This is a genomic window from Mesorhizobium sp. B2-4-3, assembly GCF_006442815.1.
GTDB lineage: Bacteria > Pseudomonadota > Alphaproteobacteria > Rhizobiales > Rhizobiaceae > Mesorhizobium.
The window spans coordinates 185707-211622 of sequence record NZ_VFVL01000007.1 but is presented as its reverse complement, the minus strand read 5'-3'; the positions used below and the strand labels follow the sequence as shown (position 1 = coordinate 211622).

The 25916-nt window shown below is 62.2% G+C and carries 17 protein-coding genes; 6 read left to right on the top strand and 11 right to left on the bottom strand.

Translation table 11 applies throughout. The features are described 5' to 3' along the window. Positions 1 to 376: 376 nt before the first annotated feature. The 8 genes from FJ956_RS10410 to FJ956_RS30470 form a co-directional block, all read right to left on the bottom strand. Positions 377 to 2341: a hypothetical protein gene (locus tag FJ956_RS10410; RefSeq protein ID WP_140683969.1), complete on the bottom strand. Its 1965-nt coding sequence runs from the start codon at positions 2339 to 2341 to the stop codon at positions 377 to 379. 7 nt (positions 2342 to 2348) lie between these two features. Then, positions 2349 to 4292, bottom strand: coding sequence for a hypothetical protein (locus tag FJ956_RS10405; RefSeq protein WP_140781964.1), 1944 nt, complete (start codon positions 4290 to 4292; stop codon positions 2349 to 2351). After that, complete coding sequence (locus FJ956_RS10400) at positions 4289 to 4912, bottom strand: hypothetical protein (RefSeq protein WP_140683963.1); 624 nt, start codon at positions 4910 to 4912, stop codon at positions 4289 to 4291. The genes FJ956_RS10405 and FJ956_RS10400 overlap by 4 nt, the downstream gene beginning before the upstream one ends. 72 nt (positions 4913 to 4984) lie before the next feature. Then, complete coding sequence (locus tag FJ956_RS10395) at positions 4985 to 6862, bottom strand: TniQ family protein (RefSeq protein ID WP_140781963.1); 1878 nt, start codon at positions 6860 to 6862, stop codon at positions 4985 to 4987. Then, entirely contained in the window at positions 6859 to 7944 is a 1086-nt protein-coding gene (locus FJ956_RS10390) for a TniB family NTP-binding protein (protein WP_140683959.1), read from the bottom strand. The genes FJ956_RS10395 and FJ956_RS10390 overlap by 4 nt, the downstream gene beginning before the upstream one ends. Next, positions 7937 to 10168: a Mu transposase C-terminal domain-containing protein gene (locus tag FJ956_RS10385; protein ID WP_140683957.1), complete on the bottom strand. Its 2232-nt coding sequence runs from the start codon at positions 10166 to 10168 to the stop codon at positions 7937 to 7939. The genes FJ956_RS10390 and FJ956_RS10385 overlap by 8 nt, the downstream gene beginning before the upstream one ends. Further along, positions 10165 to 10899, bottom strand: a complete 735-nt coding sequence (locus tag FJ956_RS10380) for a hypothetical protein (RefSeq protein ID WP_140683955.1) — start codon at positions 10897 to 10899, stop codon at positions 10165 to 10167. The genes FJ956_RS10385 and FJ956_RS10380 overlap by 4 nt, the downstream gene beginning before the upstream one ends. Before the next feature lie 175 nt (positions 10900 to 11074). Beyond that, complete coding sequence (locus FJ956_RS30470; protein ID WP_181170372.1) at positions 11075 to 11233, bottom strand: hypothetical protein; 159 nt, start codon at positions 11231 to 11233, stop codon at positions 11075 to 11077. A 505-nt stretch (positions 11234 to 11738) separates the two neighbouring features. Between FJ956_RS30470 and FJ956_RS10375 the strand changes: the two genes are divergently transcribed. The 5 genes from FJ956_RS10375 (at position 11739) to FJ956_RS10350 (ending at position 19258) form a co-directional block, all read left to right on the top strand. Continuing rightward, positions 11739 to 12491: a hypothetical protein gene (locus FJ956_RS10375; RefSeq protein WP_210243609.1), complete on the top strand. Its 753-nt coding sequence runs from the start codon at positions 11739 to 11741 to the stop codon at positions 12489 to 12491. 307 nt (positions 12492 to 12798) lie between these two features. Beyond that, positions 12799 to 14640, top strand: coding sequence for a hypothetical protein (locus FJ956_RS10370; RefSeq protein WP_140781962.1), 1842 nt, complete (start codon positions 12799 to 12801; stop codon positions 14638 to 14640). Between the two features lie 3 nt (positions 14641 to 14643). After that, a complete protein-coding gene (locus tag FJ956_RS10365; RefSeq protein WP_140683949.1) occupies positions 14644 to 15381 on the top strand; it encodes a hypothetical protein in 738 nt (245 codons plus the stop codon). Between the two features lie 672 nt (positions 15382 to 16053). Continuing rightward, positions 16054 to 18012: an AAA family ATPase gene (locus FJ956_RS10355; protein ID WP_181170371.1), complete on the top strand. Its 1959-nt coding sequence runs from the start codon at positions 16054 to 16056 to the stop codon at positions 18010 to 18012. Between the two features lie 76 nt (positions 18013 to 18088). Next, a complete protein-coding gene (locus tag FJ956_RS10350; protein ID WP_140683942.1) occupies positions 18089 to 19258 on the top strand; it encodes a hypothetical protein in 1170 nt (389 codons plus the stop codon). A gap of 50 nt (positions 19259 to 19308) precedes the next feature. On the opposite strand, the gene gyrB is transcribed toward FJ956_RS10350, so the two are convergent. Continuing rightward, on the bottom strand, positions 19309 to 21780 hold the full coding sequence (gene gyrB / locus FJ956_RS10345; protein WP_140683939.1) for a DNA topoisomerase (ATP-hydrolyzing) subunit B: 2472 nt from the start codon (positions 21778 to 21780) through the stop codon (positions 19309 to 19311). A gap of 277 nt (positions 21781 to 22057) precedes the next feature. Here gyrB and FJ956_RS10340 point away from each other — a divergent pair, with 277 nt between their 5' ends. Beyond that, a complete protein-coding gene (locus FJ956_RS10340; RefSeq protein WP_140683935.1) occupies positions 22058 to 23428 on the top strand; it encodes a cytochrome P450 in 1371 nt (456 codons plus the stop codon). 8 nt (positions 23429 to 23436) lie between these two features. On the opposite strand, the gene FJ956_RS10335 is transcribed toward FJ956_RS10340, so the two are convergent. Together FJ956_RS10335 and FJ956_RS10330 are read right to left on the bottom strand one after the other, a co-directional pair. Continuing rightward, the gene (locus tag FJ956_RS10335) at positions 23437 to 24420 is read right to left on the bottom strand and encodes a complex I NDUFA9 subunit family protein (protein ID WP_140683932.1); all 984 of its coding nucleotides are present in this window, start codon (positions 24418 to 24420) and stop codon (positions 23437 to 23439) included. A 406-nt stretch (positions 24421 to 24826) separates the two neighbouring features. Beyond that, positions 24827 to 25828, bottom strand: a complete 1002-nt coding sequence (locus FJ956_RS10330; protein ID WP_140683929.1) for an Ldh family oxidoreductase — start codon at positions 25826 to 25828, stop codon at positions 24827 to 24829. Positions 25829 to 25916: the final 88 nt, after the last annotated feature.

The window sequence follows — 25916 nt, the reverse complement described above, 5'->3', positions numbered from 1 at the left end:
ATCGAAAGCTTGACCCCAGCACCGCGGTGCTCATGGTCGCCGAATACGCACGCCTGCGGTCTTCACCGGATGAGTACATTTCAGGTCGTTTCGACCTGAAATCATCCGGCTCTAGCACGGCACTACCAGCGCCTGCGCTTGGCGTTGTTCCGTGGAGAGGTCGCGCTCTGAGGTTACGCACCCGTCAGATGGTGAACTTCTTTACGCCAAGCGAACGTTTGAGTCTTGGAGCAACGAGGTGTGATCTGACCCATAAGTCGTGCACTTGCCTCCAGCGTTTCCGGGGGTTGTCACCTCGTCCGAGACCCATATGCTGAGACGATCCTGACCCAAAAGAGGCGAAATAATCCGCCAGTGACCCATAAGCGTGTTTAGGTCAGGTTGCTTTTCCTGCACGCAGCCTCTTGGCGGACTTCTTCGCCGCGACCGTAGCGGCGCTAGGCGTTCCTCGCCGACCAGGCACCTTGACGATTAGAACTCCCCACTCGGCTGCGTCCTTCATGAGATTCTCGACGCGTGTCTCGTACCACGTGTCCATATGTGCAGTCGTGACTTGATGCCTCGACAGGTCGAGAACAAGCATAACCCCGAGCTTCAGGTTCGTGATCTGGTACATGAGGGTCTGCTCGCCATACAACTCGAGGAGGCGGTCGAACGAAGCGTCCGTGAATTCCCGCTTCACCTCGATGGTCAGACGGTGTCGTCCATTGTCGTACCTTATGTCTGCCCGCCCCCCAGCCACACCCTTGACTTCGTCTTGGATCGGCAGACCCGATGATTTCCCGTGTCGAAGAAAGTCCTGCTGGAGATCCTTCTCGACTGGGAGATCGTCGCCGTGTCGAAACAGATACGCCGAGAATTTGTCCTGCTCGACAGACGAGTTGAGTTTGTGCTCCAGGAAGGTACCGAGGCCAAATACCAGCGCGTTGAAGTCGATACGCGCCCTTGGGCTTTTGTAGTCGGCAACGCCAGAAAGGCCGGCATCCACCCGTTCGAGCATTCTGATGACGGAAACGCTGGTGTGATCCTTGATCAGCGTGGCCCTATTTTCTGCGACCTCATCGAGCAGTTGGTTCGATGCGGCCTCGTCAGTGGCGCGTACCCTTTCTAGCAGCGCGGGGTCCAATGGGTGGGTGGAACCCGCGTCCGGAGGGAAACTTCCGTCCCCCCGGTAGACGCGCTCGATCGCCTCCTTCAAATCCCGCGTCAGATCCCCATCGAATTTTTCGGCGTGCCGGCGAAACCACACGGTCAAATGTTTCAGGTGATCGCGATTGCCGAACACCCGCGTTTCTATCTCTGGCCGTATGATGCGATCAATGCCGTGGGCCGACGTTCCGGCGAAGACGGACCTATTCGCTTCATAGGCGACGAGGAGATGCCTCTCGATCAAGTTGATGGCATCGAGCCAGATATCGTCCGCGGCGTGCTCGATGATGGCGACCAGGTTCCAGGACAACGATACGAGCGCGGCTATCTGGCTGGCTATCGCGCCGAGTATCGGGTTCGGCCGCCCCGCCAAGGAATATTCCGTGTAGGCGAATGCGTCCTGCTCGAGATTGGCGACCCTTTCTGCGAATGCTGTCGGGATGGCCCTTTCGTGGAAGCCGAGCAGAAGGTCGATCGAGTTCCTGAAGAGGCGGGCATCGTACCTGCTTTCACGTAGTGATGCCGCACGTTCGAAATCCGACAGTGCGATGCGCAGGTTCTCGATCACCGTGTCGGTATCTGATGCCTCGATGGCTCGCTGAAGCGACATCAGCCCCAGCTCGAAACTGACCTGATCTTCGGCACCTTGGATTTCGGCCATTCTGGCTAGAAACTGCGCCAGGGCTGGATTGCGCGACCTGGCCGACAGGATTCCGGCGATGCGCGCGACATGTGTAATATAAGTCGAATCGTCTTGTGGTTCTGTGTCGATGAGTTCCGCCTCGAGCCTAGTCAGCCGTCTTGCATCATTCCTTGCTAGGGCAAGCGCGCCCTTAAGCGCAGCATTCCTGAGCGGCACTGGTCGGCCGCGCTCGCTGGCGATTGCGAGGAGCTGCCGGAACACCTTGGTCCCGGCTAGACTGTCATCGAAGCTCAGGGCGAAAAGTCTGTCAGCGATGGCGTCAAGTTCCGGTCCTCGAGCGACGACACTCACGACATCGACTAGAAAGCCATCTACCTCGGCCCGGCGCGCGTCTCGGTAGGGAAGCACAAGTGCGACGAACTCGTCGGAGTATACGGACGCGCCATAGACAGCGCCCTGCTCAAGCACCCGATCGATTCCGCCGAATGCCTCCACGTCAGGGAGCACTCCCTTGCCGAGCAGTCCTTCCATGATGTCGTCGTGATGCATCTGCGCTCTACCAGAGGTATCCGTCCTCTCGATTCTCGACCACGTTACCGCAAGGCACATGGTCCAGGATGGCGTCGCTCTTCACGCCTGCGACGAAAATCTGAACGGTTGGCAGGCTGTCGGAAAGGCTGGAAAGGCCAACGACCATCTTCGCGACATCCTGCTTCACCACTTCGTTGTTGCCGACAGAGTCGATGAGAAGTACGCCGGGATGCCGGCCGATCCCGGTCTGCTCGGCGACCTGGATCATGGCAAGCGTCGCCGCCAGTTTCAGCCGCATCCTTTCACCAGGGGTGCTGTCGCCGAAGTTCTTCTTTCCCCCACGCATGTGCAATTCCATATGCGTGTTTCCCTTTAGCCGCATGCCTCGCAGATCGGTCAGGCCAAAGGCTTGGGCATATGTCACCGCCAGTTCCGAGACCTTACTGAGGACAGTGTCCTGTTCCTCTTCGTACATCGTCTTCGTGGCTTTGATTGCAGCCTCAAGAAGATCGGCCTCAGTCGTTTCGGCCTGCCGCTCCGTACCTGCCATGAGGGTGAGTTCCTCAATCTGAGCGTCTAGCTTAACGAGTTCGAGCCTCCCGTCCGGCGCTGACCGGAGTTCATCGAGCTGCTTTTCCAGCTGTTCCAAAACGCGCGCCTGCGCGTCCCTAGTCGCTTCAAATCCAGTGCTTTTCCGCCGTGCCTCGGCGAGACGCTTCTGGAGTTTGCCCGCGCCCTCTTTGGCAGATGTAACGTCCGCGACCAGCCGCTCTTCCACACCTGCGGTGCTGTCCGGTTCCAACCGTTCGGTCCGACCGCAGACGACGCAGTCATGGTTGCCATGTCGCGTTTCGCGGACCTCGGCGGTGTAGACTTCGTCGCAGCTTGGGCAGGATATCGGGTTCAGCCTGCGGAACACGTAACCTGCCGCCAGGTTCTCTCGGAATGCATTCAGTTCCCGAGTAGCTGCGGCTACGGCAGCCTCTGCGTGGCGGTGTTCGGCCTCGAGTTCTTCCACGACCGACACGTTTCGCCTGAGCTTGTCAGCGTAGGAAGCATACTCTGCTGTCGCCACGGCCATATCGGCCCGTAGCTTGCCCGCCGACGGTCTGCCGTCTGCTTCGGCCACGATGGCCTCGCGCTTCTTCTGGAGTTCGTTCAGACGGGTCCTCGCGGCATCTGAAACCTGCTTTGCCTGCCGCGCTTCCTGCTCGGTATCTATCCTGGCGCGCTTCTGCGCCTCCATGAGCTTTGCGCGAGTCGTGATCCAGGGAAGGCCAAGATACATCTGCATGGCTCGTGTCGCCTTGCCATGCGAGGTGTCGTCGCCTCCGAAGACCGCCTTTGGATCAGGGGAAATCCACATGACTCCGAAGAGCCAGTTCCAGCCATGGCGTTGATCGACACCCTTCCCGTCCCGTTCCGCGATCACCTCGAGCGGTTCCAGACCAAGCTCCGAGAGGAAGAAGCTGTCCATGGCCGCGACGAATCCGGCCGTGTCCGCAAATTCCGCCACCACGAACTCCCGGCCTCTCATCTGTTTGACGAGCAGGCCGGATCCGAGTTCCGCGTCAAGAAGACGAACCTCGTACTCGTCATTGTCCAGGCTGAAACCGAGCTTGAGGGTTCGAAACCAGCCGGACATGTCGGGGGGCAGGCTCCGCGTTCCAGTCAACGCCCATCGGATCATCGTGAGAAGAGATGTCTTTCCCTTGAGGTTCGCGTCCGACACGAAGGCGTGCATCCCGGGTTCAAGTCCGGAGCGCGCAAAATCGATGATCTTGGTTTCATAGTCGCCCGTCTTCTCCCCCGTGAAGGCGAGACTGCGGAGCTTGAGCCTTTTGGGAATGGCATGCGTCAGCTTCGGCTCGATTCCGAGCCGTTTCAGCAGCGCCTCGACATCACTCGCGGGCTTTCCCGTTTTCCTGGCGATCTCGGCAACCCATTGATCACGTGACAGCGCGCTCATGCTCTCAACTTCTCCAGCTTTGCCCGGACGGCTTCGGCGATTGTGGGAATTAGATCGTCGACCCGCGCGTCGTGGTATTCCTTGCGCTCGTGCTGCCGCTTCTTCAGCGGGCCGCCGCCCATGCCTCTGGATACGCGTAACACCAGTTTCGCCCGCGCCGCATACCACCCAAATACCGGGTGCTCGCGCAGTATTCGATCCCGTAAGTCGAAGGCAGCTTCTGAGAGCAGGAAGTGCTGGGGGCTTGCCGTCGGGTGCTCGATCGTGATCGCCTTGGTCAGCCCGGCGACCCCGAGCATGGTCAGCACCGTGTCCAGAGGCTCATAGGCACCGAAGTACCTGCGGAGCATCGGAATCGACCGCTCCGAAGGTTCGTTGTCATCGAAGATGGCACGAGCTGCATCAAGGAGGCTCAAGTCTCCTGTCTCCTCGTATTGCGCGACCAGCTCGTCGGCTAAGTAGTCAGGATACCTGATCCAGAAGTCGAGCGCCTGAAGTCTGGTCTCGCCTTCGAATCGGCGCGGGTATGCCGAACGCGTCGAAAGATCTCCGTTGTCGACGGAACCTTCAACCAATAGGAACAAAATGCGGACTGCGTCCCGGTACTCCGTATTGGCCATCTATGCCCCTCCCCGCACTACAGTAGGCGTCCGAGGCAATGGCAGTAAACCCCTGACAGTCCGCAGGCACCTCTAGGCGGGTTCCAGAAACCTCTGCTTGTTGGACTTCCGCTCCGGCAACTGAGTTCGGGCAAAGAGGGCCTCGGCATCAGCACGAGGGAAGAACTTCCGGTCCACAACGGGAGGGCCGAACGTTGCCTGAATCCCATGCGTATCCAAGAATGCGTTGAGGTAGTTCGCGCTTGTGCCAAGTTTCCCCGCATACTCGACCATCCGGGCGTTCTCACGGAAGAACCTTTCGGCCGAGTCCCGGTCGGCTAGCCAGTGGTGGCCTTCACGCTCTGAAACGATAGCTCCTGCCTTCAAGAGGGCGATGGAAACATCTTCCTTCACGCCGAACGTTGTTGCGACATCGCGGGCGGTCATCGTTGGCGTACGAGATCTCCTGTAGTCGGATCGCCGTCCGTTCACGTCCAGAATGATCGATGCCAACCCATGACTGTCTCCGATCTTGACGACGGTCAAGCGATCATCGAGCACTTCCGTGATCACCTTCGCCACTGGCATACAGAGCGACTTCGCGGCGAGTGGAATGCCCATGGAGCCTTCCGGCACGCCACCGTGACGGAGTTTCCCTCTTAGCCTCCCAAGAAGTGAGCCGGCAGCCTCGCGCTCCATCAGTGGTTTCACGCCCTTGCCTGCGACGAGCAAAGTGAGATGGCCTTCGGCGATGATCTCGTGGAGGACTCTCGGAGCGATACCGAGTTCGGCTTCAACAGCCTCGACGTCTACGGCGTTCCTGAGCTTTTCGATCAACTCGAGCACTGCCTGAGCATCCAGCTTCGTCGGCAGGCCGAGGCTCGTCTCGTGTGGCACGAGACCGTGCTGCTTGAGGATGTTCTTCATCCGGCTGGACGTGAAACCGCAGGCCGCCGCCGCTTCGGTGATCGTCATGAAGTCCTGCGAAACGATCTCGTTCAGGAGCGGACGATTTCTGCAAAGCGTGAGATGACGGTTCGCGTGGTCGCGCACCTCCCGCGACAGCGCTCCATTCAGTTTCTGCGGCTCCTCCTGGACCAGCCAGGTCATGAACTCATCGCCGTAAACCCGTCTCGATCCGAACTTGCCTTGCGGGACTTCCGCTGCCTCGACTGTCCGGTCAAGCAATGCCTGGAAGGACCGCGGGAAGTCCGCTAACGCGGCGAAGCCTTCCGACATGATCCTTCCGAGGCCGTGCTTCTTTTCGATCGCCCGCACGAGCAGATGCGGATCGAGCGCGAAATGCCCGACCCTCCTGATCGTATCGATGACTTCGATCAGCGGCAGGCAATCAAGCAAGGGCACGCTGATCGGCTCGACGCCCGTCAGTCTCCCGATCACGTACGCGTCGGCGGCGCATTCCTGATCGGACGCGGGAGCAGCCACTTGGTCCGCGAGGCTGCGGCGGCAACGGCAGAACGAGAAGCCGGTCCTGCTCTTCCAGCCGACCTTCTGGCCGCACACACACTGATCGATCAGAAAAAGGCGGTGTCGCGGGCAGGTCGCGACGAAGCGGATGTCCCACCACGCGAGATGGGCGCCGTGATCGGAGAGACAGGCGGGGCACCACTTGCGTCTGCCGACCGAGAAGTCATCGCTGCGGAGCACATGTCCAAGGACGCGCACCTTCTTCTGTGTCCGCTCGCTCGGGGTGGCATGAGCAACCGCGGCCAGGTCCGCAGCGGAAATCCGAGCGGCGTGGGAGACGGAGACCGCGGTCACCGCGTGGCCGCCGTAGGCTCCAAGGCTTGAGGCAACGCGAGGGAAATCGCCGGGCACGTTCCGTTCGACGGTTCGCGACAGCAGACTGTATGACGGCTCTTCGGGATGGTGGGGCACCCACAGGGGAAAGGCCGGGACCGCCGCCATTTCCTCGTCGGTGACCTTGCGATTTCTGGTCGAGACGCTCATTTCGAGAAACTTGCGCGTACGGGCCTCTCCTTCCGCTTCGAAAGGCCGGAATCCTCCTCGTAGATGTAGTCGACAGGCACGCCGAGGGTGTCCGGGCACTTGCCTCGGAAAGGATTGATCTTGATGCCGCGCCGCTTCAATTCGTCGAACCCCACGGCGAGGTGCTCGAGCGTCACGGTGGCGGCACCTTCGAAGAGCGCGTACTCCATTCCTTTCGCCACGAGATTCATGGTGATGCCGATCAGCCCGTCGGAACTCCTGTGCAGGCGTTCGGCAACGTCCACGTCATCCACGGCGGGCCGTCGTTGGAAGGGCATCTGATCGGCAACGGCCGTCAGGAAGTCGACGTAGTTGCCCTGGTCCTCCTCGTCGAACCAGTTGTACTCGGTCATGGGGAACCGAAGTGGCGACCTCCTGTTGAGTTGGGGGTTTACCTCCAAAGCCATGATCGCCGAGTCCAGCCCGGCAAAGACCATCTGGCAGCAATTGCTCGAAAGCAGGTCCTTCAGGATGTCGGCCGAGATATACTGGAAACGCTGGGTGCGCTGATCGATGAGGTGCTGCATCTCGTCGAGGATCAGCAGCTCGACCTTCTGCTCGCGCAGGTGATGGAGCACGTCCCGCATCAGAATGTCGGTGTCTCTCGCATTCGTTACAGGAAGTCCCATCTCGGACAGGATGCTGCGCAACAAGGCGGCCTTGTTCGCCTCCGGAGGGACCCTCACGTAGACGACGGGCCTGATCCAGCCGCTCTCGCCCTTGCGCGCAGGATATTGCCGTGCGTAGTACCTGAGCGTGTTCGACTTGCCCGAACCGCTCCTTCCCAAGAAGGTCATCACCCCGGCTTCTGCCGCAGGGCTCCTGTCCAATCCAGCGTGGATCGTGCGAAGGCGAAGGATTCCTTCACGGAACCGCTCGTGAGGAACCATGACCTTCCTTAGCTGCTTCACCAGCCCCGCGACTTCGTCAGGATTCCGGATCGGCCTATCCGCTCCGTGCTGCTTCAGAATGGCGGCGATGGAGTCCGGAACAGGCGAGAGGCCGCCCTCGGAACCAATGCCTTCATGCGTATGCTCATCCATCGATCACTCCCAGCTTTCTGCGCGGACGAGGCTGCACCGCAGCGGCGTACACCTGCGTGCCGATTGCCGATTCAGGTGCCAGGGATGCGGCCGGCTCAGGCTCCGCCATCGCGGATTCAGGTTTCGGCTCGGCCGCGGGCAGCGCTGGAATCGGCTTTCCGTGCCTGGCGGCACGCTCGTCGCCGACCTCCTCCTCCAACAGCGAACGCCGGGACTCCTCCTCGTCGTATTCTCCCGAATGGTCGGTCAGGTAAGACCGCCCCATGTTCAGGTAACGGGCGATCTTCACTTGACCGCCGTGTTTCTGCCGCTCGCCAAGCATCCGCTCGGCGATCTCGTTAAGCTGGGCTTTCGCGGTCAGAAGCTGGTTCATGGAAATCCTGCCCAACGGCGCGTCCTCCTTTGCAAACTGCTTGATGACGAGGTGCTGATGCTCGCTAAGTCCCCGAGCGTAATCCGGCCGGGTGCAGTACGCGGGCTCCGCGATGATGAGGCCGGGGCGGTCCGGGTCCTCCACAATCGCCCAGACCGGATCGATGTTAGCGGGATCGTACTTGATGGTGACGCCGTGCAGCTTGCCCTCGGTCGTCCCCTGGAGCTTTCGGAGCAATGTCATCCTCGGCGAGTTGTACTTGAGCCCGAAGATGCGAATGCCCTGCTCGTCGATGGTCCGGGTCTCGTACTTGCCGACAAGCAGCACGAGATCATCCCGGCGACGGGGAGGACGCACTGGCATGTCCTGTGTGGATTTCGCCCATGCCTCGTGCGGCGTCTTGCCGAGGCTGGTGTGGACCGTCTGGTGATAGACGTCGACGACCCAGTAGGTAAGCAGGAGGCGAAGCTCGTTCAGCGTGAGAAGGAGCTTGGCGCCTCGCATCCCTGAGCTTTCCGCGCGCTTCCTGGGGAGCAGTCCCAGGATGTCGCCAAGCTGTCCATGCTTCAGCGTTCCGATGAAACGCTCCACGTGCCCCTTCATCTGAGGCATCCCGGGAGGAAGCGGCAGAAGCGTCATGCCGAGGCGGTAGGCGGCGTCGCGCATATGCCCGGAAATGAAATCGGATCCTTGGTCGCACTTCACGTTGAAGGGAGTGCCGAACATGGGCCAATGGTTTCGGATCAGGGGCGTGCCGTCGGGGCGGAATCCAGTCCACGACAGGTCTTTCGGCATGACGGCGTGACGCAGGCACTGCGCAACGGTATCTCCGCTCGGCGGCATGAAGCCGATCTCCATCCCGAGGACGGCGCGGCTCGCCACGTCCAGCAGGAGGGACACCCACGGATAGCCAAGGGGCAAGCGTTTCTCGTCATCGACGACAAAGATCGGGAGAACGAAGTTGTCGATCTCGGTGATGCTCAGCGGCTTCCTCACCACAGGCCCGGAGCCGACCGTCCTGAAATAGGCCTCCCCCTGCTCCGGTCCGTAGATGCGGAGCGCGCGGTCATAGGCTGACCGACGGCGAACGGCTTTGACCACCATCGGATAGCTGACGAGTTCGTTCCAATCGATCCCGCCGCCTTCCAACCGAGGAATGGCTGACACGAACTCCTTGGTTCCGTCCGACATCTTCGTCGTCTTGGTGTAGCCCGTCAGGTCAGCGGGGACATTCTGCTTGGCGATCCTGATCGCCTCGTCACGGACCCAGGGCAGCGTTCCCCTCCCGGCATACTTGTTGTCGATAGCGTGCTCGATCGCATCGGCCACGAAGTCGGGCTTTCTCGAATGCCTGTTACCCTTCCTCGCGTGCTTGGGAATCAGCGAGGCCGGATTGCGACCCGACATGACGTAGCGCGCGTGGAGGCTCGCCAGCGTCGCCCCCTTGGGTCTCGCAACGCCCTTCGGAGCCTCGGTATGCGCGACGAGCGCTTCGAGCCGATCCCGCCGCTTGTTGAAGCCGGATGGATTGGCCCGCCTGTCCTCCTCGATCGCTTCTGCGAGGCGTTCATGGTAGGCGCGGATGGTGTCCCATTTGCCAGCGTCTTGGGGGCGCACCGAAGCGTATTCCGCCATGGGTCCGTCGATCAGTGCATCGCGATCGGCGCCCTCGCGGAACCAGCCGTTATCGAATCCTTGCCCGATCTGAATATCCGTTACGACGAAGGGAACCGTGTTCTCGCCGAAGGGGCGCACCCAGTAACCGTTCTGGTCCTTGGCGCGTCCCGAGATAATGCCCGGATCGCCGTTGACCGTCACCAAGGTGCCTGCCGGAAGGAGGACGGTGGTCATGCGGGCCTCCGTACGATGCTGTTCCTGCCGATTTCCTTGCCCATGTCGATCGACAGCACGCCAAGCCAGACAAGGTTCAGGACGGCAGCAAGAGCCTCGCCGAACGGCAAGCTGCTACGGTCCGCCACTTCGGCGGCAGTCATAGCGGAGCCGCCTTTGAAGAGGCGCTCGACACGGGCCTTGTTTTCCTGGGACACGTCCTCCCCCGAGTGCATGTAGACCAGGCGTGCATTATCCAGGCGAGGCTGAATCCTGAGTTTCGTTTTCGTGATATGCCTGAAACCAATTCCTCGTTGGGCTAACACGGCCTTAACGGCGGCATGCTTCCGCCTGTATTCAGTGGACTCGGCATCCTTCTCGGGGAGTACGTCAAAGTAGACGAATCCTTGCCGGGTTCTGATCGAGAACGCGGGCGTATGCTCGTGCCAGCAATCGCCGTCGAACCACTGGACGGGTTCTGGCCGGCTCCGAATCTCGAGCACCGCGGGATCGGCTTCCATGATCGTCAGGAAGTCGAGCTGCAGGTCGCCCCAGAAAGAGATCGAGTATCCGTTCCGGTAAGAAGGGAACGTTCCCGGCTCGGTCCACAGTCCGAGCGGACGGTCGTTGGCCGGGATCGGTTCCTGTTTCCGGTGAGGCACATTCGTCCGGCGTGTTTGATGTGCAGGAGAACCCGTGGCCTTGCGGCCACGCTTCCCGTCAGAGCAGCTGGCCATGTTGAGGGCGGGCATCACGCACCTCCCCTGCGCCGATCGGCAGCATCAGAGAGAGCGCGCGCGAAGGCTGTATCGAGACGACGACGGACGACGCGCGTCCGGTCGATCAGCTGCTTCAGGGAGTGGTCGAAGACATCCCGGGCGTTTCTCAAGTCGGCGGGATTGCCGACGTGGACGCGCGACCCGACATTCAGATCGTTATGTCGGAGCCCCTGTCATCGGAATTGCCGATGCGGTCCGCGATCAGACTGTTGGTGCGCTGGATGGGGACTCCGAACGGGACGGAATCCGGCGCCGCGCCAGGATGGCAGTCGTCGATGAAGTCGGTGATAGGCTGCTCATTGCGCATGACGTGCTCCCTTGTGTTCCTGATAGCTGAAACAAGGGACGGACCGGATCCGGGGCGCAGCCTCCGGCAGGTCATACCGATGGCTTATGTCCGTGCTTCGCGGCCGTCCCGCTTCGCTATCGATATGAGCTTCAAGGTCATCACATTCGGTCCTTTGCCCGGCATTTGTCGGGGATATGGCGTCTAGCAGGGAGATCCTGCCGTCGAGTGAACGGCACCCGTAAAATTGTTCGGATCCGATTTAATCCGATCGCAGTCCGGTAACCGACATCGATTGGCTGCGGAACATAAAGAGAACATGGAGCGGCGTCAACTGCTGCCGTACGGTACAGGATGGGGCACAGGGCCAGCACAGACCCAGCCGCTGCAGAACGCCTGTTCCGCGAGGCGAGCCTGGACGGGCCGGAAAGGGGCCCAGCCCTGACTGGGACTGCTGCTGGCGCAGGACGGGAGGGTCGTGGAGGGTGTGGAGTGCGTCAGGAAAGCCGCGACTTCAGGGATGCCTATGGCATGGAATGCCTTGGCCGACTTGGTCATCGCCGGCCATCCGGCTGACCCGAAACCGATGATCGACGCGCTTCTGGATGCACATGAAGGCGCCGATTCATTCGCGTCCGTCGCCCTGGCGCGCGTCATGCTGACTGAGATCGAGATCGACGGCTTTGACCCCGTCGCGCTGCTGTGCGAAGCAGCCGAAGTCGACAACCCGAAGGCCCAAGCCATCCTCGAAGAACTGGAAGACGAAATCGACGAGGATGATAGACTGCATGACATCCTTCCGCACATGGTGGTTCCTGACGGCATGAAGCGTCCGAAGCTGGTCCGGGATGCGCTGACTAGGGAAACCGGAATGCCGGCCGCGGTCGCGGAGACCATGACGGCGCGCTTTCACGGCTTTCTCGACTGGGGAAGGTTGAAGAACGCCGCCGAAGATCCACGGCGGCCGAAAGGGCCCTTCGACGAGGAGTGCGGCGCGCTTGTTTTCGACGAAAGACGGGAAATCCAGGCCGAGATCGCCGTCGTATTCGGATTCGCGGACGAAGGAACCGCCGCCGTCGCAGTGAGGCTGCTCTCCCCGACCTCGCGCAAGGGCAAGCCGTCCTTGCGGAGGCTTGGAGAAAGGCTTGAGGGACGGATGTTCCCCTTCGGCCCGAAAGAGCTGAGCGATCGGATGGAGGGCTTCCTCTCCTCCATGGGGTTCGACGGCGACATGGATGCCTTGCAAACCCTGTTCCCGATCGCCCCGGGGCTGCTATGAAGTGTGCTGGGTCGGCCTTGAAAACGAACCGGATACCGGCGGCTTATCCCTGTTCGTCCGGGACCTTCCAGACGTAACCTGGGATCCTTCCTTGCAGATCCCGATAGATGGATACTATTTCGTGGACGGTGCCAACATCTTGCATCTGCAGGTTTCCGATAGCTTCGGATTATCGGCCTCTGCAGGGCGGACCCGACTGCGGGATCTGCTCTTCGAGACAGTATAGCGCCGTGCTGACCGGGGATTGCGTACCCTAACATTTGCAATTACTAATTTGCGGTCGCAGGGCGCGCGGGGGGGAACTTCAATGACGCTTCCAACTTCAGTCGACTGGTCGAACGACGCCGGCATTTGCAAAGGGTTCAGCTACCGATACCAATCCATAAAGGGATCATGCTTCACGCCCGAGTCTATGGTCTCCGAGGACGAACTCAGCTACGAGACCGTTGCCCTCAAAACCGAGCGGACCATTCGCCTTATCGAGGACTCGGAAAGCCTGGCTCAGGCCTTGGGCGTCTCGGCCAGTGCGGCGTTCGCAACGCCAACGGGCATAGGTGGTAGTGCGACCGCCAGCTTCGCCCGGGATCATTCGTGCGATCAGAACAGCGTCTATGTCCTGGGCAGCCTCGAGGCGATCACCAGGCCCCAGAACCTGTCCGCCGCGCAGATAGGTTCACTGACTGTCGACCCGCGCGCGCTCACAAAGATCAAGACCAGTCCGATAAGCTTCTTTGATACCTTCGGAGAGTCGTTCGTCAGCGGCTGGGTTCGGGGCGCCTCCCTTCACGTCTTGCTCGAGCTCCAGTCCCACAGCGTGACCGACAAGATGAACTTGAGCGCGGAAGTGAGCGGCAACGCCGGTTCGTTCAGCGGAAGCGCTAAGTTCACCGGCCAGCTCGATGCGATCTCGAAGGGACGCAACGTCAATTTCTACATTCTCCAGACCGGCGGGCCGCGGAACCTTAACTGGTCCGACCCCACCGCGGCGACTATCTTGGCGAAGTTGGACGCGTTTGATAACGGCCTGCAGAGCGCCGACACTCACTTTCCCTTGCGAGCGACTTTAACGCCTTACCGAAACCTTCTTGCCTTCAACGAGGTTGATTTCGGAAACATCGACAACATCTTCTCGCAGCTCGAGAGCCTGGCCAAAGTCCGGCTCTGGCTCAACGACCGACTCGCGTTGCTCTCCTACATGAGCAAGTTCGGGACGCAATTCCTGTCCGCGCTGTCGCCAGCCCAGATCACTGCAGCACAGCGCACCTTGCTCGAGGGAAGTTCGTTCCTGGAAAAGGAGATGCGGCGTGTATCGCAGCTGTCCAGCTTGGCCTCTGCCGACTTCCAGTCGGAGGAGGACATCAGGGAACGCCCTGAACTCAAGCCAAGCATCGATCTTGTCGCAGGCCTGCCCCCGCGCTGGATGAAGCTACCGACATCCGCGAGCGATATCTATCGGATGATGTTCGACCCGGCGAGCAACCGGGCGCCTCCCGATCAAGAGTATCCCATCTTTCTCGACGCTAATGACTCGAGTTCGTCCGTCGACCTTTACTGCGTCTTCCCGAAAGACGGCTCGCTGCCGAGATCGTACATCACTCTACGCGCGGCCGGCGACGCGAATTCCTCCTACTGGCCGGCAAGCCCAAAATCGTCGAACGGCATTTGCTACTTCAGGCGCGGGGATTCGCTCAGGACGACATACACCAAGATTGCATTCGATCCGCAGACGATGCTCGTCGGACTTCAGGATACGACGTTCGCAACCACGAAGGGGACGAGCCTGCTGGACACGCGCGTCGGGAATGTGCAGGTCCAGACCTTCCATCACGCTGATTATGCGACCGCCTCCGCGAGCAACCACATGCGCGATGTCGAGCAGCAAGACCACAGGCCGTTCGGCACCGCGAACGTCGACCTCACCGGAACGCCGTTCCAGATCGATCCTTCGGTAGAATGGGGCGACGGCGGAAAGAGTGTTTCCTGGGCAACCACGGGCGGCTATGTCGAGAAGCCAGGACCAGCCAACATGTATCAGCGCTGCTCGGTTCAGGTCGGCGGAGCTCCCGCCAGCTTCTTCCCGCAGACCGGACTCAAACTTCGGAAGCTCCAAGTGAATCCGCCTTCCTCCGATAAGGCACAGGCGGGTTGAGCCATGAGCGTCGCCTTCAGCGACTTCGACAATACTGTCCCAAGCCAGAACCTGATTGGCACCGCGTTTACGGGACTGGGCTATAACAGCGGTCGCCTAGAGTTCCTGCCCGCCACCGAGCCGAAGGGGCAGGGGACGCATGACCTCGGGCATTTCCGGGCACAGCTCGACAACGTCCGCAGCCGCTTCAATCTCGACCAGTCCGAAGCAGCGCGCCGGATCTTCATTGACCTGTTCATTGCCGAAGCGCTCATAGGCGCTTCCCGCAATGCCATCGTTACCACCGAGTACAACATCTCGGCCGATCCGGCACGCCTCGGTCACGGGCGCCTCGATTATCTCATTTCCTCGATCGACTCCGCGAAGAAGGTGCCGATCTATTTCCCTTCGATCGTCATCGAAGCCAAGAAGGACTTGCTGAAACCCGACAATGCCACGCGAGAGAATGGACAATGGCAGCTGCTTTCCGAGCTGCTTACGCTGGTTCAGCTCAGCGGGAAGAAGAAACCGTTCCTGCCTCCGTTCCTGCGCGGCATCTTCACCGACGGCCGATATTGGAACTTCATCGAGGTCAGCCTCAACGACCCCAAAGGCAATCCCTATGTAATGCGGAGTGGAAGAATCGATATCGTCAATGCCAACAATCAGATCTCCGACAAAGCGACTGTCGTGCAGAATATCCTCCAATACTGGCTCGCCAACTACTCCGAACAGCGCACGGCTCTATCCCCTAAGATGTGAATTCCTTCCTTTCATCGTTCAAGGGCGCTCATTAACCAAGCCGTTCCCACAGGTAACATGGTGCGTTTCCGGGAAGGGCGATAAAGGTCTCTATCGGGCATGACCCGGGCCACGACGTGAGCGAGGCCGCCAGCGACACAGGCGTCGGCAGCCCGGCGGGAGCGGGCCGTCGTCAGGAACTGCAGCCCGCTCATGCCCGGCATGCGGACATCGACTATCGAGATGTCCGGCCGAGCCTGCGCGCGGTCTTTCAGGGCGGCCTTGCAGCTGATCGTCGGGAGGCAACGAGGCGGCCAGCCCATGCATCACCAGCGGGATTATCGCCCACCAGCAGTGCCGTCACGCAGGTTAAGCTCTCCCGCGATCGACGTCATCCGGCCAGTTGACGCCGAACTTTTTGTTCACTATACGTTCGCGCCCATGATCACGTACCTGCACCTCGCCCTCATACGCTGACCCGACTTCGCGACCGCCCCTCCGGCGGCCGCGCTCGCATGCGTATGACCGAGGACCAGACCGTGACCCGCACCTCCAGGAAATCCAAGACGACAACGACCCAAGGCATCCGCTCGCTCATATGCGCGGCTGCTGGCGCCTGACCGCGCCTTCTCCGTCAGTTTTCCGAATTCCATGACCGTGCCGGCTTGCCGCACGGACGACCGAGGTGTCGAAATGATCCGCTACCAGACCATCGAAGATGACGGGAGCCGCGCCTCTGCCGAATTCCGGCGCAAGCTCCTGAAGTCTTTTCCGCGCTTTCTTGCCTACTGCTCGATCATGCGCGCATGCCGCTCCATTCCGCAGTTCAGATTGGGGAAGCCCGTCATCGTCGGCCTTGTGGTCACAGACGGCACCGACATCGACATCTACGAGGACGCCGCCCGCTACGCAGCACACGGCCCCGCGATCATTTATGGCGGGGACGACGGCACCCTGGTTACGGCAAGGACTGCCGACCGAAAGAAGCTCGCCGACGAGATCGAGCTCTCGAAAGCGCTTTCCATCAAACGACGCATCGTTCTCGTCGCGGAGGATTCCAGCGGCGTGCCGGAACGCTTCCGGCTCGCCGCCGACGGGATCGTCCAGATCGGTCCCGTCATGCCCCGCCACGTCATCGCCGCTGCGAGACTCTGTCTGTCTCTGACGGTTTCGCAGGAGCAGGCAGAGTACATCGCAACGGTCCCGCTGCCGATCATCGTCGCCACCCTACGTCGAGGCAGGCCCGTCACCGCAGCCATCAAGCTGATGGAGGAAGCGACCGCCCCGAGGGCGAAGGACCTGTCGGCCCCGACGCTTGCGGACCTGCATGGCCTCGGCGAGGCGGGCGAATGGGGGCGCGAACTGGCGACCGATCTCGCAGACTGGAGAGCGGGCCGGATCAGCTGGGCCGACGTCGATCGCGGCATCTTGTTGAGCGGACCGCCCGGCACGGGCAAGACGACGTTCGCGGGAGCGCTCGCTCGCACCTGCGATGCTCACCTCGTCCTCGGCTCCCTGGGCCGCTGGCAGGCGAAGGGCCATCTCGGCGATCTGTTGAAGGCCATGCGCGGCGCCTTCGAGGAAGCCCGCAAGAACGCGCCTTCGATTGTCTTCATCGACGAGATCGACGCCGTCGGCGACCGAGAGAAGTTCCGAGGTGACAACGCGCGCTACAGCACAGAGGTGGTGGCCGCGTTGCTGGAATGCATCGACGGCGCCGAGGGACGTGAAGGCGTTATCGTGGTGGGGGCCTGCAATCACCCAGAGCAGCTGGACGCCGCGCTCGTCCGGGCCGGCCGTCTCGACAGACACGTCCGCCTTCCATTGCCGGACCTCAAGGCGCGCGAGGGTATCCTTCGTTGGCATCTCCAAGGGCAACTTCCGGATTCGGACCTGTCCGGCATCGCCACGGCTACTGAAGGCTGGAACGGCGCCTCGCTCGAGCAGCTCGTCCGCCAGGCACGGCGGCGGGCACGTCGTGGACGGCGCGAGATGGTTCTCGAAGACCTGTCCGCCGAGCTGCCGTCTCCCATTCCGATCCCACCGGAAATGCGTCGCCGCGCGGCTGTCCATGAGGCGGGACACGCCATCGTCGCGCTTGCGCTCCGGTCCGGCGAGATCGTTTCCGTCTCCGTCGAATGCTCCATCGTCCCGAACGATGGGGTTTTCCAGAACGGCGGCGGGGTCTTGTTCAAGGACAGGGGCATCAAGGAACGCACTCACGCGCAACTTCTCGACGGCATCGCCGTCAGGCTGGGCGGCATCGCGGCCGAGGAGGTCATCCTCGGAGAGCGATCAGCAGGCGGCGGCGGTGGCAGGGGGTCCGACCTCCACACCGCGACGCTTTCGGCGCTGGCCTTCGAAGCCTCTTACGGTCTGGGCGATGGCTTCGCGTACCTGGCGGGCGACGACGAGGAGGAACTGTTCTCGGCGCTGCGGATCGACCGTTTCCTGCAGACCCGTATCGACAAGTTGCTGGTGAAGCAGTTCCAGCGGGCGAAGCGGATCGTCGAAAGGGAACGGATGGAAGTGGAGAGGGTCGCGGAGGCGTTGCTTGCCAAGGGGAAGCTGTCGGCGGCCGACCTCAAAGAGATGATCGAGCAGCAGCCGCGGCTGAAATTTGTCGACGACACAGACAGGAAGGCGGGCTGATGAATATGATGTTGGCTCGGTGGCGCAGGTCGCTCGTGCCCTTCAACTCGATCTGCCGACAATCTATGCTGGACGGATGACGCTCGAAGAATTCACCGCTCAGCTTAACGCCACCACATTCTGGAAGGAATTTACGTTCTCACAGACGAGATTCTTCCCTCGCCCGAAGCAGCAAGTCGAATTGGCGGACGGGATCGTCAAGATCGGCTCATTGGCCCTCTTGTTCCAGCTTAAGGAACGGTCCCAGGAGACCGCGGACCCGGATGTTGAACGTCGCTGGTTCCAAGGGAAGGTTCTCAAGAAGGCAACTTCCCAGATCAAGGATTCATTGCGGTACCTCTCCGAGAACGAGGAAATCCGTCTCACGAACGGGCAGAGTCACGAGATCGTGGTGAAAGGAGCCGACTTACAGGATATCAAGAAGATCGTCGTCTTCCTCGCCGGACGTTCGCTGCCTCAGGATTGCTGGAAGACAAAATTCCACGTCTCGACCACAGCCGGGTTCATTCATGTCATGGCCGCGCACGACTATCTCGGGATCCTGAGAACCCTCCGCGTCCCCGACGATGTGCGTCAGTATTTGGAATATCGGGAGAACGTCCTCCCGCGACTGGAGCATGACGGGGTCGTTGTCGAGGAACCGGACATCATGGTCGCGTTCCTGTCGGAAAAGGACCTGCCCGAGCCTGGATTGCGGGAGAATATGAGCGCCTTCGTGCAGGACCTCGATGCATTCGACCTCACGTTCATCATGAGGGATCTCCATTCGAGGATCGTGAACCCGGACGGGAGCACGGATTACTACAGGATCTTGGAGGAGTTTGCCCGTCTCCCGAGAGGCTTGTGGCGCGAGGTAAAGACCAGGTTCGTCAAATCCTTAAGCGCCAGCAAAAGGGGGGAGGCCATTAGACCTTTCCGGTTGGCCTTCCCGAAATCGGACTGCGCCTTCATGATCGCAAGCTTGGATCTGGAATGGCCCGCAACGGGCGCTGACGGTCTCCGGATGCGAAACAACGCGGTGGCGATGTTCACCGAAGCGGCAAAGTACGACTTGAAGACCCAGCGCGGTGTGGGAATCCTGATGTCCCGAGACGGCGAATTTTTCCATATCGACTGGTGCTTCGTCGACGAGCCTTGGGCACCAAATGCCAAGATGGATGACCTGCTCGCGACTACATCACTTTTCAGACCCACTCGGGAGAGGATGGTAGACAGCTTTCTCTTCCAAGGCTGCGGCAGTCCCTAAGACAAAACTTATGGGTCAACAGCGAAACTTATCGGTCAGATCACAGAGGCTCAAATATCCAGATTGGCCACCGACAGCGCATTGTCCTGGATGAACTCGCGCCGCGGCTCCACCTCGTCGCCCATCAGCCGCGAGAACAGACTATCGGCATCGGTGGCGTCGTTGACCTTGACCTGCAGCAGCGAGCGCACATTCGGATCGAGCGTGGTTTCCCACAGCTGCTCGGCATTCATCTCGCCGAGGCCCTTGTAGCGCTGCATGGTCAGGCCCTTGCGGCCGGTGGCGAACACTGCGTTGAGCAGCGCCAGCGGTCCCGAAAGCAGCTCGGAGCTTTCCTTGCGGCGCAAGGTCGGCTGCTCGCCATAGACTTCCGCCAGTCGCGAGGCATAGCGGTCGAGCTGGCGCGCATCGGCCGAGGCGATCAGCCCGGCATCGAGCTGCACCACGTCCTTCACGCCGCGCACGGTGCGCTCGAACACATAGCCGCCCGAGCCGTCGTTGGAGGCCGACAGGCGCCCGGTCCAGCCGCGCTCGGTCTCTTCGGCGATCATGTCGAGCCGCCCGGCGACGCGCTCGGCCATCGCATTGGCGCGGCCGAGATCGGCAAGCACGTCTGCATTGAGGGCGCCGGCGATCGCCGCCTGCTCGACGACGCTGCGGTTGTAGCGCGTGTGCAGCCCGTTGATCAGCTGGCGCACGGCGATTGCGTCGTCGATGGCGCTGCGCAGATCCTGGCCTGTCCGCACCTCGCCGGAGGCGAGCGTCAGCGAAGCCTCGTCCAGTCCGGACCCGATCAGATACTCCTCATAGGCGCTTTCGTCCTTGAGGTATTGCGAGCTCTTGCCCCGCGTCACTTTGTAGAGCGGCGGCTGGGCGATGTAGAGATGGCCGCGCTCGATCAGCTCTGGCATCTGCCGGAAGAAGAAGGTGAGCAGCAGCGTGCGGATGTGGGCGCCGTCGACGTCGGCGTCCGTCATCAGGATGATCTTGTGGTAGCGCAGCTTGTCGGCGTTGAACTCGTCCTTGCCGATCGAGGTGCCGAGCGCGGTGATCAGCGTGCCGATCATGTCGGAGGAGAGCATGCGGTCGAAGCGCGCCCGCTCGACATTGAGGATCTTGCCGCGCAGCGGCAGGATCGCCTGGTTCTGGCGCGAGCGCCCGCCCTTGGCCGAGCCGCCGGCCGAGTCACCCTCGACGATGAAGATTTCGGACTTGGCCGGGTCGCGCTCCTGGCAGTCGGCGAGCTTGCCGGGCAGCGAGGTGACGCCGAGCGAGCTCTTGCGCGTGATGTCGCGCGCCTTGCGCGCGGCCTCGCGCGCGGCGGCCGCCTGGATCACCTTCTCGACCACCACCCTGCCTTCGCTCGGATGCTCTTCCAGCCAGGTGCCCAGCGCCTCGTTGACCAGGCTTTCCACGACCGGGCGCACCTCGGACGAGACCAGCTTGTCCTTGGTCTGCGAGGAGAATTTCGGGTCCGGCACCTTGACCGAGAGCACCGCGGTCAGGCCCTCGCGGCAGTCGTCGCCGGTCAGCGAGACTTTTTCCTTCTTGGTCTGGCCGGAAGATTCGCCGTAACCGGTGACCTGCCTGGTCAGCGCCGCGCGGAAGCCCGCCAGATGCGTGCCGCCGTCGCGCTGCGGGATGTTGTTGGTGAAGGCCAGCACATTCTCGTGGTAGCTGTCGTTCCACCACATCGCGACTTCGACGGTGATGCCGTCGCGCTCGGCGCGGATGGCGATCGGCGTCTCGATCAGCGGCTTCTTCACCCGGTCGAGATATTTGACGAACTCTTCCAGGCCGCCGTCGTAATGCAGCTCGTGGCGCACCAGGTCGGCATGACGCGCGTCGGTCAGCACGATGCGCACGCCGGAATTGAGGAAGGCAAGCTCGCGCAGCCGGTGTTCCAGCGTGCCATAGTCGAACTCGACCATGGTGAAGGTCTCGGCCGACGGGAAGAACGTGATCTCGCTGCCGCTGCGGCCCTCATAGGTGCCCGGCTGCTTGTCCTGCTCGTAGCTTCCGGTCACCTTCAGCGGCGCGTCGGCATTGCCGTGCGTGAAGCTCATCTCGAAGATCTCGCCGTTGCGGCGGATCTTGAGCTTCAGCCAGGCGGAAAGCGCGTTGACCACCGAGACGCCGACGCCATGCAGGCCGCCGGAAACCTTGTAGGAGTTCTGGTCGAATTTGCCGCCCGCATGCAGCTGCGTCATGATCACTTCGGCCGCCGAAACACCCTCTGAGGAGTGGATATCGGTCGGAATGCCGCGGCCATTGTCGATCACGGTGACGGAACCGTCGGGGTTGAGCGTCACCGAGACGAGGTCGGCGTGGCCGGCCAGCGCCTCGTCGATGGCGTTGTCCACCACCTCATAGACCATGTGATGCAGGCCCGAGCCGTCATCGGTGTCGCCGATATACATGCCCGGCCGCTTGCGCACGGCGTCCAACCCCTTCAAAACCTTGATGGAATCGGCGCCGTACTCGGCTTCCGCGCCAATGGCGCTTTCGGTCTGGTCGCTCATGAAAACCTGTCTGATTGATGCCGCTGATACAGCGCGGAAAAATGGCCCCGAATCGCGCCGTTTTGATGTCCTAGATATAGGCGCAAACGGCTGCTTTTCCAAGGTTTGCGGCCATTTTGCCGGCTTGGTGAGAAGCCTTTCATTTACCCCGAGCCGACGGACCGGCAAGCTGGCTGGGCGCGGGCCACATTGGGGATGGTCGCGGACCTGCTGGTCGGTCACATGGACGTCCGCTTCGTCGGACACTACATTCGGCGCTGTCAGCGGAGCATGCCTCATGGACACCAAGCCCGCCCCCTTCGTGCCGCCGGCGCCAACGCCGCGCACGAAGCCGCCTTCGACGCTGGAGATGATGCGCATCATCTACCGCAATCCGCTCGAATTGTGGGGCGAGCACACCTACAACGAGCCGTGGATTTCGATGACCGGCGTCGGCGGGCCGCTGGTGGTCGCCAACGATCCGGGCCTCATCCGCCATGTGCTGATCGACAACGCCAAAAACTACAAGATGGCGACCGTGCGCCAGCTGGTGCTGCGGCCGATCCTGCGTGACGGGCTGCTGACCGCCGAGGGCGAGGTCTGGAAGCGCTCGCGCAAGGCGATGGCGCCGGTGTTCACGCCGCGCCACATCTTCGGCTTCGCCGGGCCGATGCTGGGACGCACGCTGGAGTTCGTCACCCGCTACGAGGCCGGCGGCACGACCGATGTCGCCCACGACATGACGCTGCTCACCTATGACATTCTGGCCGAGACGCTGTTTTCCGGCGAGATCGCCGGCGAGCCGGGCAGCTTCGCCAGGGAGATCGACCGCCTGTTCGAGACCATGGGCCGAGTCGATCCGCTCGACCTGTTGCGCGCGCCGGAATGGCTGCCACGGCTGACCCGCATCCGCGGCCGCAAGACCATGGCCTATTTCCGCAACATCGTCGCCGGCACGGTTAAGATGCGCGAGGATCGGATGAAGCGCGATCCCGACGGCGTGCCGCAGGATTTCCTCACGCTTCTGCTGCAGGCCGAGGGTCCGGACGGGCTGACGCGCGCCGAAGTCGAGGACAACATCATCACCTTCATCGGCGCCGGCCACGAGACGACGGCGCGGGCGCTGGGCTGGACGATCTATTGCCTCGCCGGGGCGCCCTGGGAGCGCGACAAGGTCGAGCGGGAAATCGACGCCGTGCTGGCGCGCGAGCCCGATCCGACCAAGTGGCTGGATGCCATGCCGCTTACCCGCGCCGCTTTCGAGGAGGCGCTCAGGCTCTATCCGCCAGCGCCCTCGATCAACCGCGAGCCGATCGAGCCGGAGACCTGGAACGGGTTGTACATTCCGAAATACGCCGCCGTGCTGGTGATGCCCTGGGTGGTGCATCGCCACCGCAAGCTCTGGGACAGGCCGGACGCCTTCCTGCCCGAGCGCTTCCATCCGGAAAACCGCGACAGGATCGACCGCTTCCAGTACCTGCCCTTCGGCGCCGGCCCGCGCGTCTGCATCGGCGCCAGCTTCGCCATGCAGGAAGCGATCATCGCTCTGGCGATCCTGTTGTCGCGCTTCCGCTTCGATGCGACATCTCAGACCCGGCCTTGGCCGGTACAGAAACTCACCACGCAGCCGCAAGGCGGCCTGCCGATGCAGGTCTCCCGGCGGGCGTAGAGACTGTTCTAACGGTCGGCGATCGGCCGGCGCTGTTGGAACTGGCCGGCGGCCCGGAAGCGCCAGAGATAGCTGGGCAGGATGGTGGCGATCGCCTGCGGCTGGATGCCGAGGCCGGCAAGCGTCCTGGCGGCCTTGGCGGCTTCGTCCGAGACCACGTTGTGCTCGCGCAGCAGCAGCACCTGGTCCTTGGTCAGGAGCGGATTGGGCAGCAGCTGCAGGATCGACGCCTGGATGTTCGCCACCCACCACGGCACCGGCACCAGCAGCCGCCGGCGGTCGATGACCGCGAGCAGCTCTTCCATGCATTGCTTGAAGGTCAGCACCTGCGGGCCGCCGAGCTCGTAGATCTGGCCGCCCTTGACCTTGCCGTCGACCGAGCGCGCGATCGCTTCGGCGACATCGCCGACATAGACCGGCTGGTATTTCGTTTGCCCGCCGCCGATCAGCGGCAGGATGGGCGACAGGCGCGCCATGCCGGCGAAGCGGTTGAAGAAGCTGTCCTCTGGTCCGAAATTGATCGACGGCCGGAAGATGACGGCATCCTCTATCGTCTCGAACACCGCCTTTTCGCCTAGCGCCTTGGTGCGAGCGTAGTTGGACGGCGAATTGAGATCGGCGCCGAGCGCCGAGATCTGGGTGAGGCCGGCGCCGACCGAGCGTGCGGCCTCGGCGACGGCGCGGGCGCCGAAATCGTGCACGGCGCCGAATTTCTGGCGACCGGTCTCATGCAGGATGGCGACCAGGTTGACGACGTGGTCGGCGCCCTGCACGGCGCGGTCGACCGACCAGCGCACGCGCACATTGGCCTGCACCGGCTGGATCTGGCCGACATTGCCGAGCGGCTGCACATGGCCGGCAAGGTCGGGTCGCCGGCAGGCGACCCGGATGCGGTAGCCGCGCTTGGCGAGCGCCCGCACGACATGGCGACCGACGAAACCCGAGCCGCCGAAGACGACGACGAGCTTGGGGGTCTGCAGGATTTCGGTCATGACTGGCTCCGCGCGGATGCTTGGCTGAAGCCGTTTCTTAATCCGTTTCTCGCCAAAGGCAAAGAGCGACCGGAAGTCGCCGTCGGCTTGTTTTCGAACTTGTCCGGAATGCCGCCCCCACCGCATTTGGAGAAAACAGAAAACCCCGCCGAAGCGGGGTTTTCCGGGCAGTCCGCGCCGAAACAGGGTCCAACGAGGCGGCCTGACCTGAGACGGTATCAAGGTGGCGTGAAGCAAGCACGCCCGCCCCGCCCTGAACGCCCGGCGCGGCGCCGCCAACCGCGAGCCGTACGAGCCAACCAGGCGGCTCGCGGCGTGGGGTGCCGGATATGGGTCGTTGCAGGGCGGGAAAAGGTTCAGCCGCGCGTCTAGAGAAACCGTGCCCTCGTTGCGGGGCGCGGCTTGCTCAGGCCGAGTAACGCTCGGCGAACTCCGAAATGCGCTGCACCACCGCCCTGGACGTGGTGATGCCGCGCGCCTTTGCCTTCTCCGCGGCCTCGGCGCGGGAGCGGCCGGGGATATGCACGCCGTAGCGCCGCCGCAGCCGGTCGAGCTGGTCCTTCATACGCTGCTCGAAATCCGGATCGAGCAGCTTGGGCTCGATGGCCAGAACGAACAGGCCGGTGCCGGGGCTGTCCTGCCCGCCGGTGAACCAGGGCGCGTCGAGCGACCAGTTGGCGCCGGAAATGCCGGCGGCCAGCACCTCGACCATCAAGGCGATGTTGGCGCCGCGCTGGCCGCCAAAGGCAAGCATGGCGCCCTTCATCGCCGCCGCCGGATCGGTGGTCGGGTTGCCGCTGGCATCCAGCGCCCAGCCTTCGGGGATCTTCTTGCCGTCCTCGGCCGCCTTGCGGATGTTGACGAAAGCGGTCGCGCTCGACGACTGGTCGATGACCAGCGGCGGCCCGTCGGCGGCCGGCGACGCAAAGGACATCGGATTGGTGCAATAGACCGGCTTGACCGAACCTGAGCCGGCAAGCACCGCCGGCCCGTTGGTGGCGGCGAAGGACACCAGCCCCTGTTCGGCCAGCCGCCCGGTGAAATAGCCGAGCGCGCCGCACGTATAGGCGTTCTTCTGCGAGAAGATCGAGACGCCGAACAGTTTTGCCGCCTTGACCAGATCGTCGATCGTGCGGTCGAAGCCGGTATGGGCAAGTCCGCCGCGCGCATCCGAAAGATAGACGGCGAGCGCCGGTCGGGTGATCGCCGGATCGGCGTTGCCGTCGATACGGCCGGCTTCGAGCGCTTCCAGATAATCGATGAAATGCGACAGCCCTACCGTCGACAGGCCTTCGGCCTCCGCGGCGATGATCGAGGCGGTCAATGACTGCGCCGCTTCTTCGTTGGCGCCGGCGCCGAGCGCCGCCATCCGGCATAGGCCTGTTGCCTGGTCGAGAGTGAGTTGCATTGGCGGTGCCTTGGTGAATGGTGAATAGTGAATAGTCAGTAGTGAGTAGTCAGCGTGATGGGAAGCCGAGCCCCATGGCCATTCACCA

Coding starts and splice junctions, on each gene's coding strand:
- FJ956_RS10370 (WP_140781962.1), top strand. CDS start 12,799: ATGACGCTTCCAACTTCAGTCGACTGGTCGAACGACGCCGGCATTTGC.
- FJ956_RS10400 (WP_140683963.1), bottom strand. CDS start 4,912: ATGGCCAATACGGAGTACCGGGACGCAGTCCGCATTTTGTTCCTATTG.
- FJ956_RS10390 (WP_140683959.1), bottom strand. CDS start 7,944: ATGGATGAGCATACGCATGAAGGCATTGGTTCCGAGGGCGGCCTCTCG.
- FJ956_RS10410 (WP_140683969.1), bottom strand. CDS start 2,341: ATGCATCACGACGACATCATGGAAGGACTGCTCGGCAAGGGAGTGCTC.
- FJ956_RS10335 (WP_140683932.1), bottom strand. CDS start 24,420: ATGACCGAAATCCTGCAGACCCCCAAGCTCGTCGTCGTCTTCGGCGGC.
- FJ956_RS10395 (WP_140781963.1), bottom strand. CDS start 6,862: ATGAGCGTCTCGACCAGAAATCGCAAGGTCACCGACGAGGAAATGGCG.
- FJ956_RS10350 (WP_140683942.1), top strand. CDS start 18,089: ATGACGCTCGAAGAATTCACCGCTCAGCTTAACGCCACCACATTCTGG.
- FJ956_RS10385 (WP_140683957.1), bottom strand. CDS start 10,168: ATGACCACCGTCCTCCTTCCGGCAGGCACCTTGGTGACGGTCAACGGC.
- FJ956_RS10330 (WP_140683929.1), bottom strand. CDS start 25,828: ATGCAACTCACTCTCGACCAGGCAACAGGCCTATGCCGGATGGCGGCG.
- FJ956_RS10365 (WP_140683949.1), top strand. CDS start 14,644: ATGAGCGTCGCCTTCAGCGACTTCGACAATACTGTCCCAAGCCAGAAC.
- gyrB (WP_140683939.1), bottom strand. CDS start 21,780: ATGAGCGACCAGACCGAAAGCGCCATTGGCGCGGAAGCCGAGTACGGC.
- FJ956_RS10380 (WP_140683955.1), bottom strand. CDS start 10,899: ATGCCCGCCCTCAACATGGCCAGCTGCTCTGACGGGAAGCGTGGCCGC.
- FJ956_RS10355 (WP_181170371.1), top strand. CDS start 16,054: ATGATCCGCTACCAGACCATCGAAGATGACGGGAGCCGCGCCTCTGCC.
- FJ956_RS30470 (WP_181170372.1), bottom strand. CDS start 11,233: ATGCGCAATGAGCAGCCTATCACCGACTTCATCGACGACTGCCATCCT.
- FJ956_RS10375 (WP_210243609.1), top strand. CDS start 11,739: ATGGCATGGAATGCCTTGGCCGACTTGGTCATCGCCGGCCATCCGGCT.
- FJ956_RS10405 (WP_140781964.1), bottom strand. CDS start 4,292: ATGAGCGCGCTGTCACGTGATCAATGGGTTGCCGAGATCGCCAGGAAA.
- FJ956_RS10340 (WP_140683935.1), top strand. CDS start 22,058: ATGGACACCAAGCCCGCCCCCTTCGTGCCGCCGGCGCCAACGCCGCGC.